Origin of the sequence: Pararhizobium polonicum (assembly GCF_001687365.1) — a bacterium.
Classification (GTDB): domain Bacteria; phylum Pseudomonadota; class Alphaproteobacteria; order Rhizobiales; family Rhizobiaceae; genus Pararhizobium; species Pararhizobium polonicum.
In genome coordinates this window covers 23,550-39,062 of sequence record NZ_LGLV01000017.1, presented here as the reverse complement: position 1 = coordinate 39,062, position 15,513 = coordinate 23,550, and the positions used below count along the sequence as shown (strand labels likewise).

16 protein-coding genes are annotated in these 15,513 nt (G+C 61.1%); 6 read left to right on the top strand and 10 right to left on the bottom strand.

Annotated features, from left to right (window positions below):
* The first annotated feature begins 112 nt into the window (after window positions 1-112).
* Genes ADU59_RS24150 through moaB form a run of 3 tightly spaced genes read left to right on the top strand, consistent with a single transcriptional unit; the run spans window position 113 to window position 3,407 of the window.
* Complete coding sequence (locus tag ADU59_RS24150) at window positions 113-1,948, top strand: tetratricopeptide repeat protein (protein WP_068957399.1); 1,836 nt, start codon at window positions 113-115, stop codon at window positions 1,946-1,948.
* A gap of 12 nt (window positions 1,949-1,960) precedes the next feature.
* The gene (locus ADU59_RS24145; protein ID WP_068957397.1) at window positions 1,961-2,878 is read left to right on the top strand and encodes a 4-(cytidine 5'-diphospho)-2-C-methyl-D-erythritol kinase; all 918 of its coding nucleotides are present in this window, start codon (window positions 1,961-1,963) and stop codon (window positions 2,876-2,878) included.
* On the top strand, window positions 2,865-3,407 hold the full coding sequence (gene moaB / locus ADU59_RS24140) for a molybdenum cofactor biosynthesis protein B (RefSeq protein WP_068957395.1): 543 nt from the start codon (window positions 2,865-2,867) through the stop codon (window positions 3,405-3,407). Before ADU59_RS24145 ends, moaB begins: the two co-directional genes overlap by 14 nt.
* A 297-nt stretch (window positions 3,408-3,704) precedes the next feature.
* Here the strand turns inward: moaB and ADU59_RS24135 are convergent, their stop codons facing one another.
* The gene (locus tag ADU59_RS24135) at window positions 3,705-4,244 is read right to left on the bottom strand and encodes a glycosyltransferase family protein (protein ID WP_068957653.1); all 540 of its coding nucleotides are present in this window, start codon (window positions 4,242-4,244) and stop codon (window positions 3,705-3,707) included.
* A 241-nt stretch (window positions 4,245-4,485) separates the two neighbouring features.
* Here ADU59_RS24135 and ADU59_RS24130 point away from each other — a divergent pair, with 241 nt between their 5' ends.
* The 3 genes from ADU59_RS24130 (at window position 4,486) to ADU59_RS24120 (ending at window position 6,958) form a co-directional block, all read left to right on the top strand.
* Window positions 4,486-5,643, top strand: coding sequence for a PA0069 family radical SAM protein (locus ADU59_RS24130; protein ID WP_068957393.1), 1,158 nt, complete (start codon window positions 4,486-4,488; stop codon window positions 5,641-5,643).
* Window positions 5,644-5,796: 153 nt separating this feature from the next.
* Complete coding sequence (locus ADU59_RS24125; protein WP_068957391.1) at window positions 5,797-6,459, top strand: ribonuclease HII; 663 nt, start codon at window positions 5,797-5,799, stop codon at window positions 6,457-6,459.
* A 202-nt stretch (window positions 6,460-6,661) separates the two neighbouring features.
* Complete coding sequence (locus ADU59_RS24120; RefSeq protein WP_099050929.1) at window positions 6,662-6,958, top strand: hypothetical protein; 297 nt, start codon at window positions 6,662-6,664, stop codon at window positions 6,956-6,958.
* 98 nt (window positions 6,959-7,056) lie between these two features.
* Here ADU59_RS24120 and ADU59_RS24115 read toward each other — a convergent pair whose 3' ends face one another.
* From ADU59_RS24115 to ADU59_RS24075, 9 genes are all read right to left on the bottom strand, one after another.
* A complete protein-coding gene (locus tag ADU59_RS24115; RefSeq protein ID WP_068957389.1) occupies window positions 7,057-7,548 on the bottom strand; it encodes a F0F1 ATP synthase subunit B in 492 nt (163 codons plus the stop codon).
* A 10-nt stretch (window positions 7,549-7,558) separates the two neighbouring features.
* Window positions 7,559-8,167 carry a F0F1 ATP synthase subunit B gene (locus tag ADU59_RS24110; RefSeq protein ID WP_068957387.1) on the bottom strand — a complete coding sequence of 203 codons (609 nt, stop codon included), beginning with the start codon at window positions 8,165-8,167 and terminating at the stop codon, window positions 7,559-7,561.
* A gap of 86 nt (window positions 8,168-8,253) precedes the next feature.
* On the bottom strand, window positions 8,254-8,481 hold the full coding sequence (locus tag ADU59_RS24105; RefSeq protein ID WP_037106138.1) for a F0F1 ATP synthase subunit C: 228 nt from the start codon (window positions 8,479-8,481) through the stop codon (window positions 8,254-8,256).
* A gap of 99 nt (window positions 8,482-8,580) precedes the next feature.
* Window positions 8,581-9,342, bottom strand: a complete 762-nt coding sequence (locus ADU59_RS24100; protein WP_068957385.1) for a F0F1 ATP synthase subunit A — start codon at window positions 9,340-9,342, stop codon at window positions 8,581-8,583.
* A 64-nt stretch (window positions 9,343-9,406) separates the two neighbouring features.
* Entirely contained in the window at window positions 9,407-9,772 is a 366-nt protein-coding gene (locus tag ADU59_RS24095; RefSeq protein ID WP_068957383.1) for an AtpZ/AtpI family protein, read from the bottom strand.
* A 293-nt stretch (window positions 9,773-10,065) separates the two neighbouring features.
* Entirely contained in the window at window positions 10,066-11,244 is a 1,179-nt protein-coding gene (locus tag ADU59_RS24090; RefSeq protein WP_425332051.1) for a cell wall hydrolase, read from the bottom strand.
* 343 nt (window positions 11,245-11,587) lie between these two features.
* On the bottom strand, window positions 11,588-12,235 hold the full coding sequence (locus ADU59_RS24085) for a hypothetical protein (protein ID WP_068957381.1): 648 nt from the start codon (window positions 12,233-12,235) through the stop codon (window positions 11,588-11,590).
* A gap of 308 nt (window positions 12,236-12,543) precedes the next feature.
* A complete protein-coding gene (locus tag ADU59_RS24080; protein ID WP_068957647.1) occupies window positions 12,544-14,445 on the bottom strand; it encodes a potassium transporter Kup in 1,902 nt (633 codons plus the stop codon).
* A 17-nt stretch (window positions 14,446-14,462) separates the two neighbouring features.
* The gene (locus ADU59_RS24075) at window positions 14,463-15,440 is read right to left on the bottom strand and encodes a magnesium transporter CorA family protein (RefSeq protein WP_068957379.1); all 978 of its coding nucleotides are present in this window, start codon (window positions 15,438-15,440) and stop codon (window positions 14,463-14,465) included.
* Between the last annotated feature and the right edge of the window lie 73 nt (window positions 15,441-15,513).

Below are 15,513 nucleotides of genomic sequence, written 5' to 3'. Positions count from 1 at the left end.
TTGCGCTCAAACCGATTCCGGTTTGCCGGGTTATGCGTTAATGATTTGGGACTGATTCCGCGCGAATCCGGCGCCGGCGCCAAGGGGCGCCGCCCGTAACGAAAGGCTTGTCATGCGGCAAAAACACCTTCTTCGCCTGCTCAGCGGCGCAGCGTTCCTGGCCTTGGCGTCTTTCTCTGGCGCAGCCCCGAGCTTTGCCGACGAAGCCAAGCCCGCGGTGGAAGAAAGCAAGCCATTCGATCTGAATTCGGTCAACAGTTTCTCCGGCGCGTTTCTCGCCGCGCGGACCGCCGATGTCGATCATGATCTCGACACGGCCACCAGGCTCTACCGGACGGCGCTGGATTTCGAACCGGACAATGTCGACGTCAAGCAGCGCCTGATGATCACCTCCCTGATGAATGGCGATTTCAATAGCGGCGCGAAGATCGCCGAAGAATTGAAGTCGGACAGCTCCGTCGAGCGCATCACCACGATTACCCGCGCCGTCGAGGCCATCCGCAAGCGGGAATACCGCCATGCGCAGAAAATCCTGAACTATGAAGGCCCCAACGATCTCGACCGGCTGATGAACGGCCTGCTGCTCGGCTGGGCGAAAGCCGGCGAAGGCAAGCCGAAGGACGCGATCGCCGCAATCGACGCGATGCAAGGGCCGGAATGGTTCAAGATCTTCAAGTCCTATCATGAGGGCGCCATTGCGCTTGCCGCCGGCGACAAGGCCACGGCCCGCTCGAAGCTGAACGATGCCGTTCTCGACCGCGAAGGCGGCAGCGCCGCGCCCGATACGTTCATGCGTGCGGTCGTCGCACTGGCCAAGCTCGAAGCGCGCGACGGCAACAAGCAGAAGGCGCTGGACGCAGTTTCCGTCGGCGAAGGCTTCATCACCAACTATGCCCCGCTGAAGGCGCTGCGCACCAGCATCGAAGAGGGCAAGCCGCAGGATCAGCAGGTCCGCAGCGCCACGCAGGGCGCCGCCGCCGTGCTCTTCTCGATCGGCGCCGCGCTGAACCGGGACGGCGCGGAAGACATCGTGTCGCTCTACCTGCAGACGGCCCGGGCACTCGATCCGGAAAGCGCCGATATCCTGGTCATGCTGGGCGGCATTGCCGAAAACCTGAAGAAGCCGGAGCGGGCGATCGCGCTCTATCAGAGCGTGCCGGAAAATTCGCCGATGCGGCGGCTGTCGGAAATGCAGCTGGGCCTGAGCCTCGCCTCGGTCGGCAAGGTGGACGAAGCCAAGCAGCACCTGAAGGCGCTGATCGATCTCGATCCCAAGGATGTGCGCAGCTATATCGCCTATGGCAGCGTGCTTTCGGATGCCAAGGACTACAAGGAAATGGGACTGGTCTACGACCGCGCGGTCGAGGCCATCGGTCCCGTGCCGCAGCGCAGCGACTGGACGATCTTCTTCCAGCGCGGCATCGCCTACGAGCGCCAGAAGATCTGGGACAAGGCCGAGCCGAACTTCAAGAAGGCGCTGGACCTCAACCCCGACCAGCCGCAGGTGCTGAACTATCTCGGCTATTCCTGGGTCGACATGAACATCAATCTCGAGGAAGGCCTTGGGATGATCCGCAAGGCGGTCGATCTGAAGCCGGATGACGGCTACATCGTCGATTCGCTTGGCTGGGCCTACTTCCGGATGAACCGGTTCGACGATGCCGTCGTCGAACTGGAGCGCGCCGCCGAGCTGATGGCCGGCGATGCGACCATCAACGATCATCTGGGCGATGCCTACTGGCGCGTCGGGCGCAAGCTCGAAGCGGTGTTCCAGTGGAACCAGACGCTGGCGCTGAAGCCCGAGGAAGCGGAAATCCCGAAGATCAAGGCAAAGATCGAGAGCGGCCTGCCGCCGCTCGAAGCCAAGGTTCCGGCTGCCGCGGAAGCGGGCGATGCCCTGCCGAAGAAGGTGACGCCGGACGCGACAGTGCCGGAAAAGAAATCCTGATCCCGGCATAAGATGACAATAGATGCAGGGATTGCGGGCTTCGCGCTCACCCGCGTGGCCCCCGCGAAGATCAATCTGGCCCTGCATGTCGTCGGGCAACGGGCGGATGGCTACCATCTGCTCGAAAGTCTCGTAACCTTCGCCGATGCGGGAGACCGCATCGGCTTTTCCGTTTCTGCGGAAGACTGTTTTACCCTTTCCGGCCGCTTTTCCACCGATCTGCAGGAGGCGGACGCCGCCGGCAATCTGGTTCTCAAGGCGCGCGACCTGTTACGGGCCTATCTCGCCGAGCGTGGCATTCAGGCCGGGCCGGTTCATCTCCATCTGGAAAAGAACCTGCCGGTCGCTTCCGGCATTGGTGGCGGCTCCGCGGATGCGGCAGCGACGCTTCTGGGGTTGCTGGAGCTGTGGGGCGTGCCGGTCGATCATAGTGGCCTGGAAGAGATTGCGTTGAAACTGGGCGCGGATGTGCCGATGTGCCTTGAAGGCCGGCCGCTGATCGCGCGCGGTATCGGCGAGGATATCGAACCGCTGAGCGAATTTCCCTCCTTTCCGATGCTGATCGTCAACCCGCGCAAGGCGGTTTCGACACCGGTGATTTTCCGGATGCTGACCAGCAAGACGAACCCGCCGCTGGTAATGCCGCCGGGCCGGCGTGACTGGATCGAAACCCTGAAAGGCCTGCGCAACGATCTGGAACCGCCTGCCCTAGGACTGGAGCCCGAAATCGCAGCCGTGTCGCGCGCGCTGGCGGAAACCGGTGCTTCCTTCGTGCGGATGTCGGGCTCCGGCGCCTCCTGCTTTGCGCTGTTTGCCAATACCGATGCAAGAGACGCTGCGGCAGACATTCTTTCAACGCGGAACCCGAGCTGGTACGTTCTGTCCTGCAGCAGCATCGGTGGAAAGGCAGACGATCATGACCGAAACTAAGGCAGCACGCCCCTTCGTTCCCGTCGGCATTGCCGTCCTCACCGTTTCCGACACGCGCACGCTGGCCGACGACCGCTCCGGCGATACGCTGGCCGCCCGGATCACCGACGCCGGACACCGGCTGGAAGCCCGTGCCATTGTTCCCGACGACAAGGCTGAAATTGCCGCGCAGGTGAAGGCCTGGACGCTGGACAGCGCGATCGACGTGGTGATCACCACCGGCGGCACGGGCTTTACCGGCCGCGACGTGACGCCCGAGGCGCTGGAGCCGCTGTTCGAGAAGCGTATGGACGGCTTCTCCGAGGTCTTCCACCGGATCTCCTATGATAAGATCGGCACCTCGACGATCCAGTCGCGCGCAACCGGCGGTGTTGCCAATGCCACCTTCATCTTCGTGCTGCCGGGCTCGCCCGGCGCCTGCCGCGATGCCTGGGACGGCATCCTGAAACAGCAGCTCGACTACCGGCACATGCCCTGCAACTTCGTCGAGATCATGCCCCGGCTCGATGAGCACCTGAAGCGCGGCTAATCGCTTCTTTCAGGCGACCGCTTGCCTTCCACCACTCGTCTTGCCTGTTCCATCCGGAACAGCGCGCCACGCCGCTCCAGTGTAGAACTGTCCTCATCGGCAACGCGGGATGAGGAAACGGCACGTCCGATTTCCACATCCAGATCAACGTAACCAGCATGAATGCAGCGGATTTCATTCTCTAGGAATCCGCCCGCCAAGCGATACGACGACGCAGCCGCGGCTGCGCGGAAAGCCCTTTTTGACCATCGATTTTTCAATGAAGTGCAGGCAGGTCCGAAAGGGCCTGCCTTTTTGCTAGCGGATATCGTCCGCACCGGGACGGTTGCCGATCGCGACCCAGGCCGGCACCAGTTCGCTGCCGAGCCGGCGCACTGCCCTGCCCGTTGCGAAATCGTTGAGCTGCATGCCCGATTTCGCAATCGCCGTCGCCTGCTGCCGCGACACAAGGAAGCCGAGCTCCAGCGGCGCGGCGCGTGTCACGACACGTTTAAAGAACGGCCGGCGATGCAGCCGCGAGGGGGAAAAGCGCGCCGGCACCTTGCTGAGCGACATGTATTCGGCGATGTCATCGATCCAGCGGCCAGCCGGCCTTGCGCCCGGCTCGAGCAGCAGCAGCCAGTCTCCACGCGCCGAGCGGACGATGTCTTTCATGTCCCAGCTCGTGCAGAAGCGGGCGCCGGCGGCATCGGCAACACGGCTGGAGCCATCGCGCGACGCGTGATCCAGAATGATCACATCGCTCACCAGACCTTCCACAGCACCGGCCACCAGCGCGGAAAGCGTCTGCGCCAGTTCAGCCTCGTTGTTGCGGGTTTCCATGATGATCGTCAGCATCGCCGTCCATACCGCATCGCACACAGAATTGCCACAATGCCTTCGTTTCCGGACCATTAACTTTTCATTCATGATGAATGCGCGCACGAGCGAACCCGAAATCTGCCGGCTGCCAGCCCCGGAAACATCGCAGACGGGTTCGTACCTTCATTTTGTTCTTGCATTGTTCTCTTTTTCACGATAGGAAAATAATCAGAGGATATCGGAGCATCTGTGCCGACAATCCCCCCCGGAGAACCCCATGAACGAGCTGTCCCAGATCAGGCAGGGTGCCTTTGCGCCTGCCAATACGGCAGATATGGCCGAAGCGATGATCGCCGGTACCGGGCTGCGGATCGAGATCGACCGGAGGCGCGGACGCGGCGCGGCCATCAATACGTCGGGCCGTTTCGAGCCCATATCGCGCGAACTGGAAGATGACGGCTGGAACTCGCTGGAGGAACTGCCGGTTTTCAAGACCGAGGTGCAGGTCGAAAAGCCCCGCTCGATCATCAGCCGCAACGATTCACCAGACATTCCTTTCGATCGTTCCGTCAATCCCTACCGGGGATGCGATCATGGCTGCATCTACTGCTTTGCCCGGCCGACCCATGCCTATATGGGCCTGTCGCCGGGGCTGGATTTCGAAGCCAAGCTGTTTGCCAAGCCGGACGCTGCCAAGCTGCTGGAGCGCGAACTGGCAAAGCCCGGCTACAAGGTGCGTCCGATCGCGATCGGCACCAACACGGACCCCTACCAGCCGATCGAGAAGGAATGGCGGATCATGCGCCAGATCCTCGAGGTGCTGAAGGCCGCCGATCATCCGGTGATGATCGTCACCAAATCGGCGATGGTCATGCGCGACATCGATATTCTGGCGCCGATGGCCGAAAAGGGGCTGGCGAAAGTCGGCCTGTCGGTGACGACGCTCGATCGCAAGCTCGCCCGGCTGATGGAGCCGCGCGCCTCGACGCCCTCCAAGCGGCTTGAGGCCATCAAGGCGCTGTCTGAGGCCGGCATTCCGGCAACGGTGATGATGTCGCCGGTCATTCCGGCTCTCAACGATCACGAGATCGAGCGGGTGCTGGATTCCGGCAGGACGGCCGGCGCCACGCAGGCCAGCTATGTGCTTTTGCGCCTGCCGCTGGAGGTGAGCCCGCTGTTTCGCGACTGGCTGCTCAGGAACTATCCGGACCGCTATCGCCACGTCATGTCGCTGGTGCGCTCGATGCGCGGCGGCAAGGATTACGATGCCGAGTTCGGCAAGCGCATGAAGGGCGCTGGCCCCTATGCCTGGCAGATCGGCCGGCGTTTCGAGCTGGCAGCCAAGCGGCTCGGGCTGAATGTGGGAAAACGCCCGCTGAACTGCGACCTGTTCGTTCCGCCGCTTGGCACCGGCGTCCAGCTGTCACTGCTGTAACCGCAGCTGGCACTCTCTTTTTGTCCGGGTTCGCCCGGAATATGGGAATACCGATGCTGTTTCTTGCCCCGAGGCAGAATCGGTCATCCTCCGGCAGCCGCCTCACTGCCGGAGGGCTTGCAGGGAATCGGGCTTGTGTGCGAGTTTCGCCGCATGTCACGACGCACACCGCCCGATTCCCCCTTTCTTTTCGACGCCATCGAAGGCCCCGATTTCAGCTTCGAGCTGGCGGGAAAACGTGACGGGCTCTGGCCGGTCGCCGGAACCGATGAAGCCGGCCGCGGGCCGCTGGCCGGACCGGTGGTCGCCGCCGCCGTCATCCTCGATCCCGACAATATTCCGGAAGGGCTGAACGACAGCAAACAGCTGTCGATCACCCGGCGCGAGGCCTTGTTCGACATCATCCTCTCGTCATCCATCGTCTCCATCGCTTCGTCTTCCGCAGCAACGATCGATAAGACGGATATCCGCAAGGCGAGCCTTGACGCCATGCGCCGCGCGGTTTTCGGGCTGTCGTCACCGCCGGCCCTGGTGCTCGCCGACGGCCGCGACATACCACCCGGACTTGCCTGCCAGGGCAAGGCGGTCGTCAAGGGCGATGCGCGCTCGCTGTCGATCGCGGCGGCCTCGATCATCGCCAAGGTGACGCGCGACCGGATGATGGCCCGCGCCGGTCTGGTTTTTCCCGCCTATGGCTTTGCCGTGCATGCCGGCTACGCCACCAAGCGCCATCGCGATGCCATCGGCAGCCACGGTCCCTGCCCGCTGCACCGCATGAGCTTTCGCCCGCTGCGGCAGGACAAAACGGAAACGTAAGGCCTTGCGCGGGAACAAGAGCACGTCCCATGCATTAGAGATTTCAGATAAGGGCGTTCGGCCCGGGAAATCCGATGGATTTTTCTTTGGGCAAACGTATCCCCGGTAACAAACCGCAGAGTTGACGGGCTATATGATCAGACACGATCTGTGCCCGCGATTCTCTTGAAAGGATCAAAACGTGATCTTTGGTCTGATTCTGATGGCTGCCACGGCGACGGCCGATCCGTCTGCCGCTTCGGCGAGTGCTCCGACAGTGGACGCGCTGCAATCCGATCTGCAATCGGCCTATGCCTGCAAGGACATCGACGGCCGCAAGGTCTGGAAGGGCGGGCTCGCCTATTACATCCAGTCCTATGTCTATGACAACCAGGCCACCGATGACGCAACGGATGTGGCCACGGACGCAGTGCTACCTTCCGACAACACGCCGGAAACGATGCAGGAATTCGAGGAAGCCTGCCACACATTCGCACCGACAGCGAGCAAAAGCGACTAAGGCCGCTCTCGCATTTTGCGCACTTCGACGCCAGTTACTCCGGACACAAAAAAGGCCGGCGCGAGCCAGCCTTTTTTAAATCGTCATGCGATCGGCAATCAGTTGAGACGGGTCTTCACGTCGCTGATGGCCTTGGCAAACAGGGTTGCCTGCGTGGCAGCATCCGACTTCGCCGTGATGACGCTTTCGGCGGCGGCAATGGCGATATCGACGGCAATGGCACGAACCGAATTGATCGCGTCGGCTTCAGCCTGCTTGATCTTCTGTTCCGACAGGGCCGTGCGGCGGGCGACGAATTCGTCGGTCTTCTGCTTGGCTTCCACAGTCAGCATTTCGGCTTCGCGCTCGGCAGCGGCAACAATGTTGGCAGCCTCGGCTTCAGCTTCCTTGCGCTTCTTCTGGTATTCGGCGAGCAGGCTCTGCGCTTCGGCGCGCAGGCGCTTGGCTTCGGCCAGTTCGTTGGTGATGCGGTCGGCGCGCTCGTCGAGCGACTTCGCCAGCATGCCCGGAACCTTGAGATAAACGGTAAGCGCGAGGAAAAGCACCAAGCCGACTGTGGCCCAGAATGTGGCCAGTGAGGTCATGTCCATGATGCTCTCCTTACTTCGCCGATGCCTTGACCGCGGATGCGATCTCGGCCTTCGATACCTTGCCGCCGATCAACTGCTCGACGACGACGGTTGCCGTTTCCTCGGCGATCGCGCCAACGTCGGCCAAAGCCTTCGTCTTGATATCGGCGATCCGGGCCTCGGCAGCGGAAATCTTGTTGTTCAGGCTGACTTCGACCGCGGTGCGATCGGCAGTTGCCTTTGCCTTTGCGGCTTCGCGTGCGGTGGATGCAATCGCGTTGCCCTTGGCCTTGGCGGCGGCCAGTTCCTGTTCATAGGCAGCAATCGCTGCATCCGCCTCTGCCTTCGAACGGGCGGCATCGTCGAGATCGCGTGCGATGGTGTCGCCGCGTGTTTCGAGAATACCGGCGATGCGGGGCATGACGACCTTCGACATCAGAAGGTAGAAAAGACCAAAAGTAATCGCCAGCCAGAGAAGCTGCGATGCGAATGTCGATGTGTCGAAGGGCGGGAACACTCCCGAGCCATGTCCGCCTTCATGGGCTACACCGGTTTCGGTGTGGACCTCGCCGGCAGCGGCGTCGTGGGTCTCTGCGCCTTCGGTGGTGGTTGACTGGGCATAGGCCGAAGTCACGAACATGCTCACCTCCAGGTGCATTCAAAGGTATTCTGGCAGAAAAGATGCGGGCCGCGGCTTGAAACCGCGACCCTGCCTTCAAGCCGGTATTAGACGGCGAAAAGGAGCAGCAGCGCTACGAGCAGCGAGAAGATGCCCAGAGCTTCTGTAACGGCGAAGCCGAATACGAGACGGCCGAACTGGCTGTCAGCTGCCGACGGGTTGCGCAGGGCGCCCGACAGGTAGCTACCGAAAATGTTGCCGAGGCCAAGAGCCGTGCCGGCCATACCGAGGCAAGCGAGACCTGCGCCGATGTACTTTGCTGCTTCCGCGTCCATGATTTTCTCCTTCGAAATGGTTGTTGCGGCTAACTTTGGCACTTTCCGCGATCAAGACCGTTGCCGATCACGCCCGGGAAAGCCCCACGACTTTATTCCTTAGTGGCCACCCGGATGGACTGCGTCGTTGAGGTACATGCAAGTCAGCACCGCAAAGACATAGGCCTGGAGGAAGGATACGAGGAATTCGAGACCCGTGAGGGCCACGGTCATGATGAGCGGAAGGATCGCACCACCGATACCCAGCGCGCCGAGGGTTCCGAGCGAGGCGACGAAGCCTGCGAACACTTTCAGCGTGATGTGACCGGCCAGCATGTTCGCGAAGAGACGAACGGAAAGGCTGATCGGACGGGACAGGAAGGAGATCACTTCGATTGCAATAACCAAAGGCAGAAGGATACCGGGTACGCCAGAGGGCACGAACACATTGAGGAAGCCAAGGCCGTGCTTGTAGAAACCGTAAACCAGAACCGTGGCGATCACGAACAGCGCAAGCGCGAACGTGACGACAATCTGGCTGGTTACGGTGAAAAAGTAAGGAACCATGCCGAGCATGTTTGCTGTCAGGATGAACATGAACAGCGAGAACACCATCGGGAAGAATTTCATGCCGTGGGAGCCGGCGCCTTCGCGCAGCATCGAGGCGATGAATTCATAGGAAATCTCGGAGACGGACTGCATGCGGCCTGGAACCAGGCTGCGCGTCGACGTCGTGAAGTAGAGGAACGCGGTGGCCACGGCGAGCGTCGCGACCATGAACAGCGATGCATTGGTGAAAGAGAAATCAATACCGCCAATTTCGATCGGAACGATCTTGTTGACCACAAACTGGTGTACCGGATCTACCTTATCGCCTGCCACAGCCGCTCTCTCTCGTTACTGAACCGCCAGTGGCGGATATTTCAACCTGCGACAATCGCTCTTCTCAAGCGCCGTCACTCTTGTTCCTGCTGCCCTTGCCCGGCCGATCCGCGGGATGAGGCGCTGCCACCATGCCCGCCGAACGCAGAACGTTCAGCACACCGGCACAGAAACCAAGAAGGAGAAGGACGATCATCCCCCACGGCCCTGTACCCGCAAAATGGTCCAAAAGATAGCCCAGAAGCGCCCCGACAATGATGGCCGCCACAAATTCGCTCGAAAGCTTGACGGCGACCTGATAGCCCTTGCGATTTTCAGCTGCCCGCGCTTCGTCCGCAGCATACTTCGGATCTTCCTTGCGCCTTTCGGACAGCTCGGAACCGAGGCGTTTCAGCCGATCTTCCAGACCCTCTTTCCGGTTATCCGTCATGTGGCGCCGCCCCTTTTGCTGCCTGTCACGGTCATAAACCACGAGCTTGGTCACACAAAGGCCGGATTTGAAGCCACCGTTCGGCCCGTTCTGAAGTCGGCCGCAACATAGTTTTAGGGGCCTGCATAGTCAAGGCACCAAAGGACCTTGTTAGGTCACAATAATATTCAATAAAAACATTGCGTTATGGGATTTTACCGCAGGCTGCGCCGGAATCACCGGGAATCACCGCGGGCTTTGCCGGAATGGCGGATGACCGGAGCAGAACCGGTCATCACCAATCCCGGACAATCTCAGCTCCATCCGCCGCCATAGGTGCGGTAGAAGATGTGCTTGCCGATCTGCGATACCCGCTTCATCGTCGGACCCCAGTCGGGCTTCACATAGGTGGCGTGATAATGCGTCGCGGAACCGACTTCCGGAAACCAGATCTTGCCGGCGGTGACCGCGAGCGCGATTTCCTTGGCATCCAGCCAGGCGGACCGCGACCAGACGATATCGGGAATGCCGTCGCAGGCAAACGAGAACTGGCAGCGATTGAACCAGCCCTTGTTCTGGTAGACCACGCCGCAGATCGTATTCGGATAGGCGGGATTGCGGACGCGGTTGAGGATAACCTGGGCCACCGCCGCCTGGCCTTTGAGGGATTCGCCGCGCGATTCGAAATAGATGCCGGAGGTCAGGCATTTCTGTTCGGCCTCGGAAAACACGCCCGGAGGCAGCGGGTTTGCTGCCCAGGCGTGGTCTTCGGGCGAAATGTCGGGAATGAAGCGTCCGCCGGTCTTGTTCTCGCGCAGGATCGAATCGAACGGCGACTGGCGGGCATAATCGGGCTCGGCCGGCGCGTAGGCCGTCGCCAGCACATCGGCCGATTGATTGGTCACCAGGCTTGCCAGCATCGGCGACATGCCCGGATCGACCTTCGGAGCCTTCTTCTTGTAGAAGGCCGTGGCGATCTGGATTTCCTTGCCGATGATTTTCGGTCTGGCGAAAACCATCCGCTCTTGCGTATCGAACAGCGGTTCGGTGAGCGAACTGGTGCGCTGCAGGATCGAACCCGCGGTAAAATCCTTGGGCGGCGTCATCGGCACGACGGCGATGATGCGGCCTTTCTTGTCCCGGCGGTTCACCCGCTCTTCGTCGGTGCGCGGATCGGGCTGTTTCCGTTCGGCCGTGAGCGACACCTTGCCGCCGCCGGGCATATCGACCCCTGCCCCGTCACCGATCGCACCTGTGAGAACCGGATCGCTGAAAACCATCTCGACTTCGTGCAGCGAGCCGGCCGGCGAGCGGGTCATGTGCATCCGCCAGCGCTCGCCGCCACGATTGATGCCGGACAGAAAGGTTGCAAGGTCGGAATGAGCGGAAACCGAGGGAAACCCGACAAAGATGCCGATACCGAGCATTAGCGGGACAGTCCAGCGCGCGGACAACAAACCGGACTTGAGACACGACAGTCTACTCTTACGCACCAACCGTACTCCACGCACTGGCAGACGCGGGTATCCATCCGGCAAAAACACCCGGACCGCCTTTCCCCGCGAAAGTGAATCGGACAAGCGACCGTGGCGCGTAATCGCGCGTCAACCGCTCCAACATGTTCCGGCAATGCAGCCTCAGCCCTGCCGCCGACGCTTTCCGGCATCAGCGTGGAGTTGAGACCTTACCGCCTCGTATCATTGCATTAACCATAAGTGCGCATGGTTAATGGGCGTTTAATGGGGAACGCGAAATGACGCTGCGGGCAGGAATGGCACGGTCTTTTGCCGAACTCCATCGGGATGGCATGCGCCAATGACAGCACAACGTCCTCCGTCAGGCGTCGGTTTTCGCTTGAGGCCATGAGAGATACACATATCCGGAGCCGATCGTTCCGAAATAAGCGCTGTCCCCTGTCGATGCGTCGATGTAGCTGCCGTCGGCCGTCTTCGCATAGGCGCCGCTGTCGCCGCGCGTCAGATGCGATTTCAGGAACTGGCTCCACCCCGTCGTCTCGCCGGTGTCACCGGTCTTGCTGGTGGTTTCCTTTTCCGCGGCGCTATCGACATCCCATGCCTTGATCGTGATGCCCTTGGCGGGATCGGTGACCGTGAGCGTTCCGGCTTCAAGTGCCGCCAGCATGGATGTTGCCTGCTTGCTGGTCGCGGCGAGGCCTGCCATGTCTTCGAGCTTCTGCTTGAGGCCCGTCATGAATGAGGCCGTCTGTATATCCGTGGAGACCGCCGTTTCTGCGGCTTCGTCGGTCGTCGTCAAAGTCTTTGTCTGAGCAGACAGGGTATTGAGGAGTGCCGTGAGCGTGCTTTGGGCGTTGGATGTCGAGGACGACGTGTCGATCCCGTACCGCTGCAGCAACGCGTTGCGGGTACCGCCGCCCTGGGACTGCGATTGCTGGTCCGTTTCCTTCAGCGCCTTCAAAATATATTCGGACGAGAGCGTTCGGACGGCTTGAAGCGAAGTTACCATGGAGAGGTCCTGTCGGTTGCGATCAGCGTCTCCGGTTCATCCGTTGGCTATTCGGGGGAAAACATCCTGTCCGCAATGACGGGCGCGGACAGTCGAAAGCGCCAGGCCCTCATGACCATGACAATTGCGGTAAAACTACCGGTTGAAACCTGCGCGTGCCTTGCCTGACGGGAGCGCTCCGGCGTTGATCGCGCAGCCACGATCCCACGGATCAGACGGGAGCTTTGTTCAACAGACAATCCGGCGCAAAAGCAAAAACGCCTCCCCGCCGGGGTGGCGCAGGAGGCGTTGTTTGCCATTTCGGCCGATCAGATGATGACGTGCGAGCCCAGTTCCACGACGCGGTTGGTCGGCAGGCGGAAATAATCGGAAGGGTCGATCGCGGCGTTGGCAAGGCCGATGAACAGCCTGTCCTGCCAGTGCGGCATGCCCGACTGCGCATCGGGAACCAGCTTGCGCCGGCCGAGATAGAACGAGGTCGACATGATGTCGAACTTCAGGCCGGTCTTGCGGAACAGGCCGAGCGCCTGCGAGACATTCTGGGTCTCCATGTAGCCGAAGCGCATTTCCAGCAGGCTGAAGCGTTCCGACAGGCTGCTGGCGCTGACACGCTGGTCCTTGGGCACCACCGGCGTGTTGAGGGTGCGGATGGTCAGGATGAAGTTCTGCGCGTGCAGCACATGATTGTGCTTGATGTTGTGCAGCAGCGCCGCCGGCGTCGATTCCGGATCGCTGGTCAGGAAGATGGCGGTCCCTGGCACCGAGACCGGTGCATGTTCGCTCTTGCGCTCGATCGATTTGACGAAGGAGGCGAGCGGAATATCCGTATGCCGCGTCTTGTCGTGCAGGATCTTGGTGCCGCGCTTCCACGTCCACATGACGACGATGATGGCAGCCGCAATCAGGACCGGCACGTAACCGCCATCGTGGATCTTCAGCATATTGGCGCCGAAGAAGATCATTTCGAGCACCAGCAAGGGCAAGAGCGTCGCGATTGCCAGATAAAGGGGCCACCGCCAGCGTACCCGCACGAACTCGTAGGCGAGGAACGTATCGACCACCATCGCGCCGGTGACGGAGATGCCATAGGCGGTGGCGAGCGATTCGGACGAGCCGAAGACGAAGACCAGCAGCATGACGCCGAACATCAGGAGCATGTTGACGTTGGGCAGGTAGATCTGGCCGGTCTGGGTCTCCGACGTATGGAAGATCGCCATGCGCGGCAGGAAGCCGAGATGGATCGCCTGGCGTGTCAGTGAGAAGGCACCGGTGATGACCGCCTGGGCGGCGATGATCGTCGCGCATGTCGCCAGAATGACGATGGGCAACAACGCCCATTCCGGGAACATCAGGTAGAATGGATCGGACATTGCCTCCGGATGCTTCAGCACCAGCGCGCCCTGCCCCAGATAGTTCAAGGCCAGCGCCGGAAACACGAGACCGATCCAAGCCCATTGAATGGGTTTACGGCCGAAATGGCCAAGGTCGGCGTAAAGCGCCTCGGCACCGGTGACCGTCAGGAAGACCGCGCCAAGCACGACAATACCGACATAGCCGGCATGAAGCAGGAAATGGACGGCATAATAGGGATTGAACGCGGCCAGAATGCCGTAGTCATCGGTAATGTGGCTGACGCCGGCAACGGCAAGGACGATGAACCACAAGGCCATGATCGGTCCGAAGAACTTCGACACCGCTGCCGTGCCGCGCGATTGCACGGCAAAAAGCAATAGCAGAATGACCACCGAGATCGGCACCACATAGGGGGACAGCGTCGGGGTGACGAGCTTCAGGCCTTCGACGGCAGAAAGCACCGACAGCGCAGGCGCAATGATCGCGTCGCCGATGAAGAGCGCAGCACCTGCAATACCAAGAAAGAACAGCCGGTTGGCGCGCTTGCCGGAATATTTCATCAAAAGCGCCAATAGGGAAAGCGTGCCGCCCTCCCCGTTGTTGTCGGCACGCAGAAGGAACAGCACATATTTCAGGGTGACGATGATCGTCAGCGTCCAGATCATCAGCGAAATCAGGCCGATGACTTCGGCGCGCGTGACGCCGTCGACGGCGACCGGGCGCAGCGCCTCACGGAACGCATAAAGCGGGCTCGTTCCGATATCGCCATAGACGACCCCGACCGAGCCGAGCGCAAGAAGCAGAAACTTGCGCAATTCCTTGTCGCGTGTTCCGGGGGTAGCTACCGAATGGGACATCTGAACATTTCCGGCTTTCAAAGCCAGCCTTTCCAGCGAAAGAAATAGTAAGGGACGATCGCGGAAATCACCATGCCGACGACGGCCATGGGATAACCGAAGGTCCATTTCAGTTCGGGCATCACATCGAAATTCATGCCGTAGAGCGAGGCGACCAGGGTCGGCGGCAGAAAGACCACCGCGGCGATCGAGAAAATCTTGATAATGGCGTTCTGTTCGACATTGATCAGACCGAGAGAGGCATCCAGGAGGAAGGTGATGTTTCCCGAGATGAACGAGGCATGTTCCGACAGCGACTGGATATCCCGCGAAATCGTCCGGCAGAGTTCCTTGGCATCCTTGTCTTCCTGCACGGTCGGGACCGTGTAGAGAAAGGTCAGAACGCGGGAGAGCGAGGCGAGGCTGTCGCGGGTCTTTGCCACCAGCCGGTGATGCGAGGCCACATCCATCAGCTTGGCTTCGAGATAGTGCGGCGGCCGGCGCTTGCCGACGGGGCGTTCGCCGAAAACCTGCAGCGACAGGCCGTCGATCCTGGCAACGGCAATCTCGAGGATCTCCGCGGTGCGGTCGACGATGGTTTCGAACAGCCGCGTCACCAGCACCGTTCCCGTGGTGCAGCCACCGGGAATGCGGTGCATCGCGGCCGTGAACAGGGCGAAGGCCTTCGGCTCCTCGTAGCGGATGGTGATCAGCAGGCCCTTGGTCAGCACGAAGGCGACGTCCGTCAGTTCCGGCTGTCCGCTTTCGGCCTTGCAGACGAGCGACGCGGTCATGAACACCGCATCCTTGGCGGTATAGAGACGGCTGGAAGGCTCGATATCCTTCAGGTCGTCGCGTGTCGGCACGTCGATGCCGAGGAACCCTTCGACCAGAAGGTCCTCCGCCTTGTCCGGACGCAGCATGTCGATCCAGACGACATCGGACGGCAGGGATGCAGGCGGCGTCGCCGCGCTGATCACGACGGCTTCGCCATTGTCACGATAAGCAGTGATCATCCGGCAGCCCTTGCATGGGCACCAACGGTGCAGGTGCCGGCAATCCCCGCATCGCTGCGGCGACAGGCGGAGG

Excerpts from the sequence above, each read along its gene's own strand:
- ADU59_RS24080 (WP_068957647.1), bottom strand. The coding sequence starts at position 14,445 with ATGTCCCATTCGGTAGCTACCCCCGGAACACGCGACAAGGAATTGCGC.
- ADU59_RS24135 (WP_068957653.1), bottom strand. The coding sequence starts at position 4,244 with ATGCTGACGATCATCATGGAAACCCGCAACAACGAGGCTGAACTGGCG.
- ADU59_RS24075 (WP_068957379.1), bottom strand. The coding sequence starts at position 15,440 with ATGATCACTGCTTATCGTGACAATGGCGAAGCCGTCGTGATCAGCGCG.
- ADU59_RS24110 (WP_068957387.1), bottom strand. The coding sequence starts at position 8,167 with ATGTTCGTGACTTCGGCCTATGCCCAGTCAACCACCACCGAAGGCGCA.
- ADU59_RS24115 (WP_068957389.1), bottom strand. The coding sequence starts at position 7,548 with ATGGACATGACCTCACTGGCCACATTCTGGGCCACAGTCGGCTTGGTG.
- ADU59_RS24085 (WP_068957381.1), bottom strand. The coding sequence starts at position 12,235 with ATGGTAACTTCGCTTCAAGCCGTCCGAACGCTCTCGTCCGAATATATT.
- ADU59_RS24120 (WP_099050929.1), top strand. The coding sequence starts at position 6,662 with ATGGCTGCCACGGCGACGGCCGATCCGTCTGCCGCTTCGGCGAGTGCT.
- moaB (WP_068957395.1), top strand. The coding sequence starts at position 2,865 with ATGACCGAAACTAAGGCAGCACGCCCCTTCGTTCCCGTCGGCATTGCC.
- ADU59_RS24095 (WP_068957383.1), bottom strand. The coding sequence starts at position 9,772 with ATGACGGATAACCGGAAAGAGGGTCTGGAAGATCGGCTGAAACGCCTC.
- ADU59_RS24145 (WP_068957397.1), top strand. The coding sequence starts at position 1,961 with ATGACAATAGATGCAGGGATTGCGGGCTTCGCGCTCACCCGCGTGGCC.
- ADU59_RS24130 (WP_068957393.1), top strand. The coding sequence starts at position 4,486 with ATGAACGAGCTGTCCCAGATCAGGCAGGGTGCCTTTGCGCCTGCCAAT.
- ADU59_RS24150 (WP_068957399.1), top strand. The coding sequence starts at position 113 with ATGCGGCAAAAACACCTTCTTCGCCTGCTCAGCGGCGCAGCGTTCCTG.
- ADU59_RS24105 (WP_037106138.1), bottom strand. The coding sequence starts at position 8,481 with ATGGACGCGGAAGCAGCAAAGTACATCGGCGCAGGTCTCGCTTGCCTC.
- ADU59_RS24125 (WP_068957391.1), top strand. The coding sequence starts at position 5,797 with ATGTCACGACGCACACCGCCCGATTCCCCCTTTCTTTTCGACGCCATC.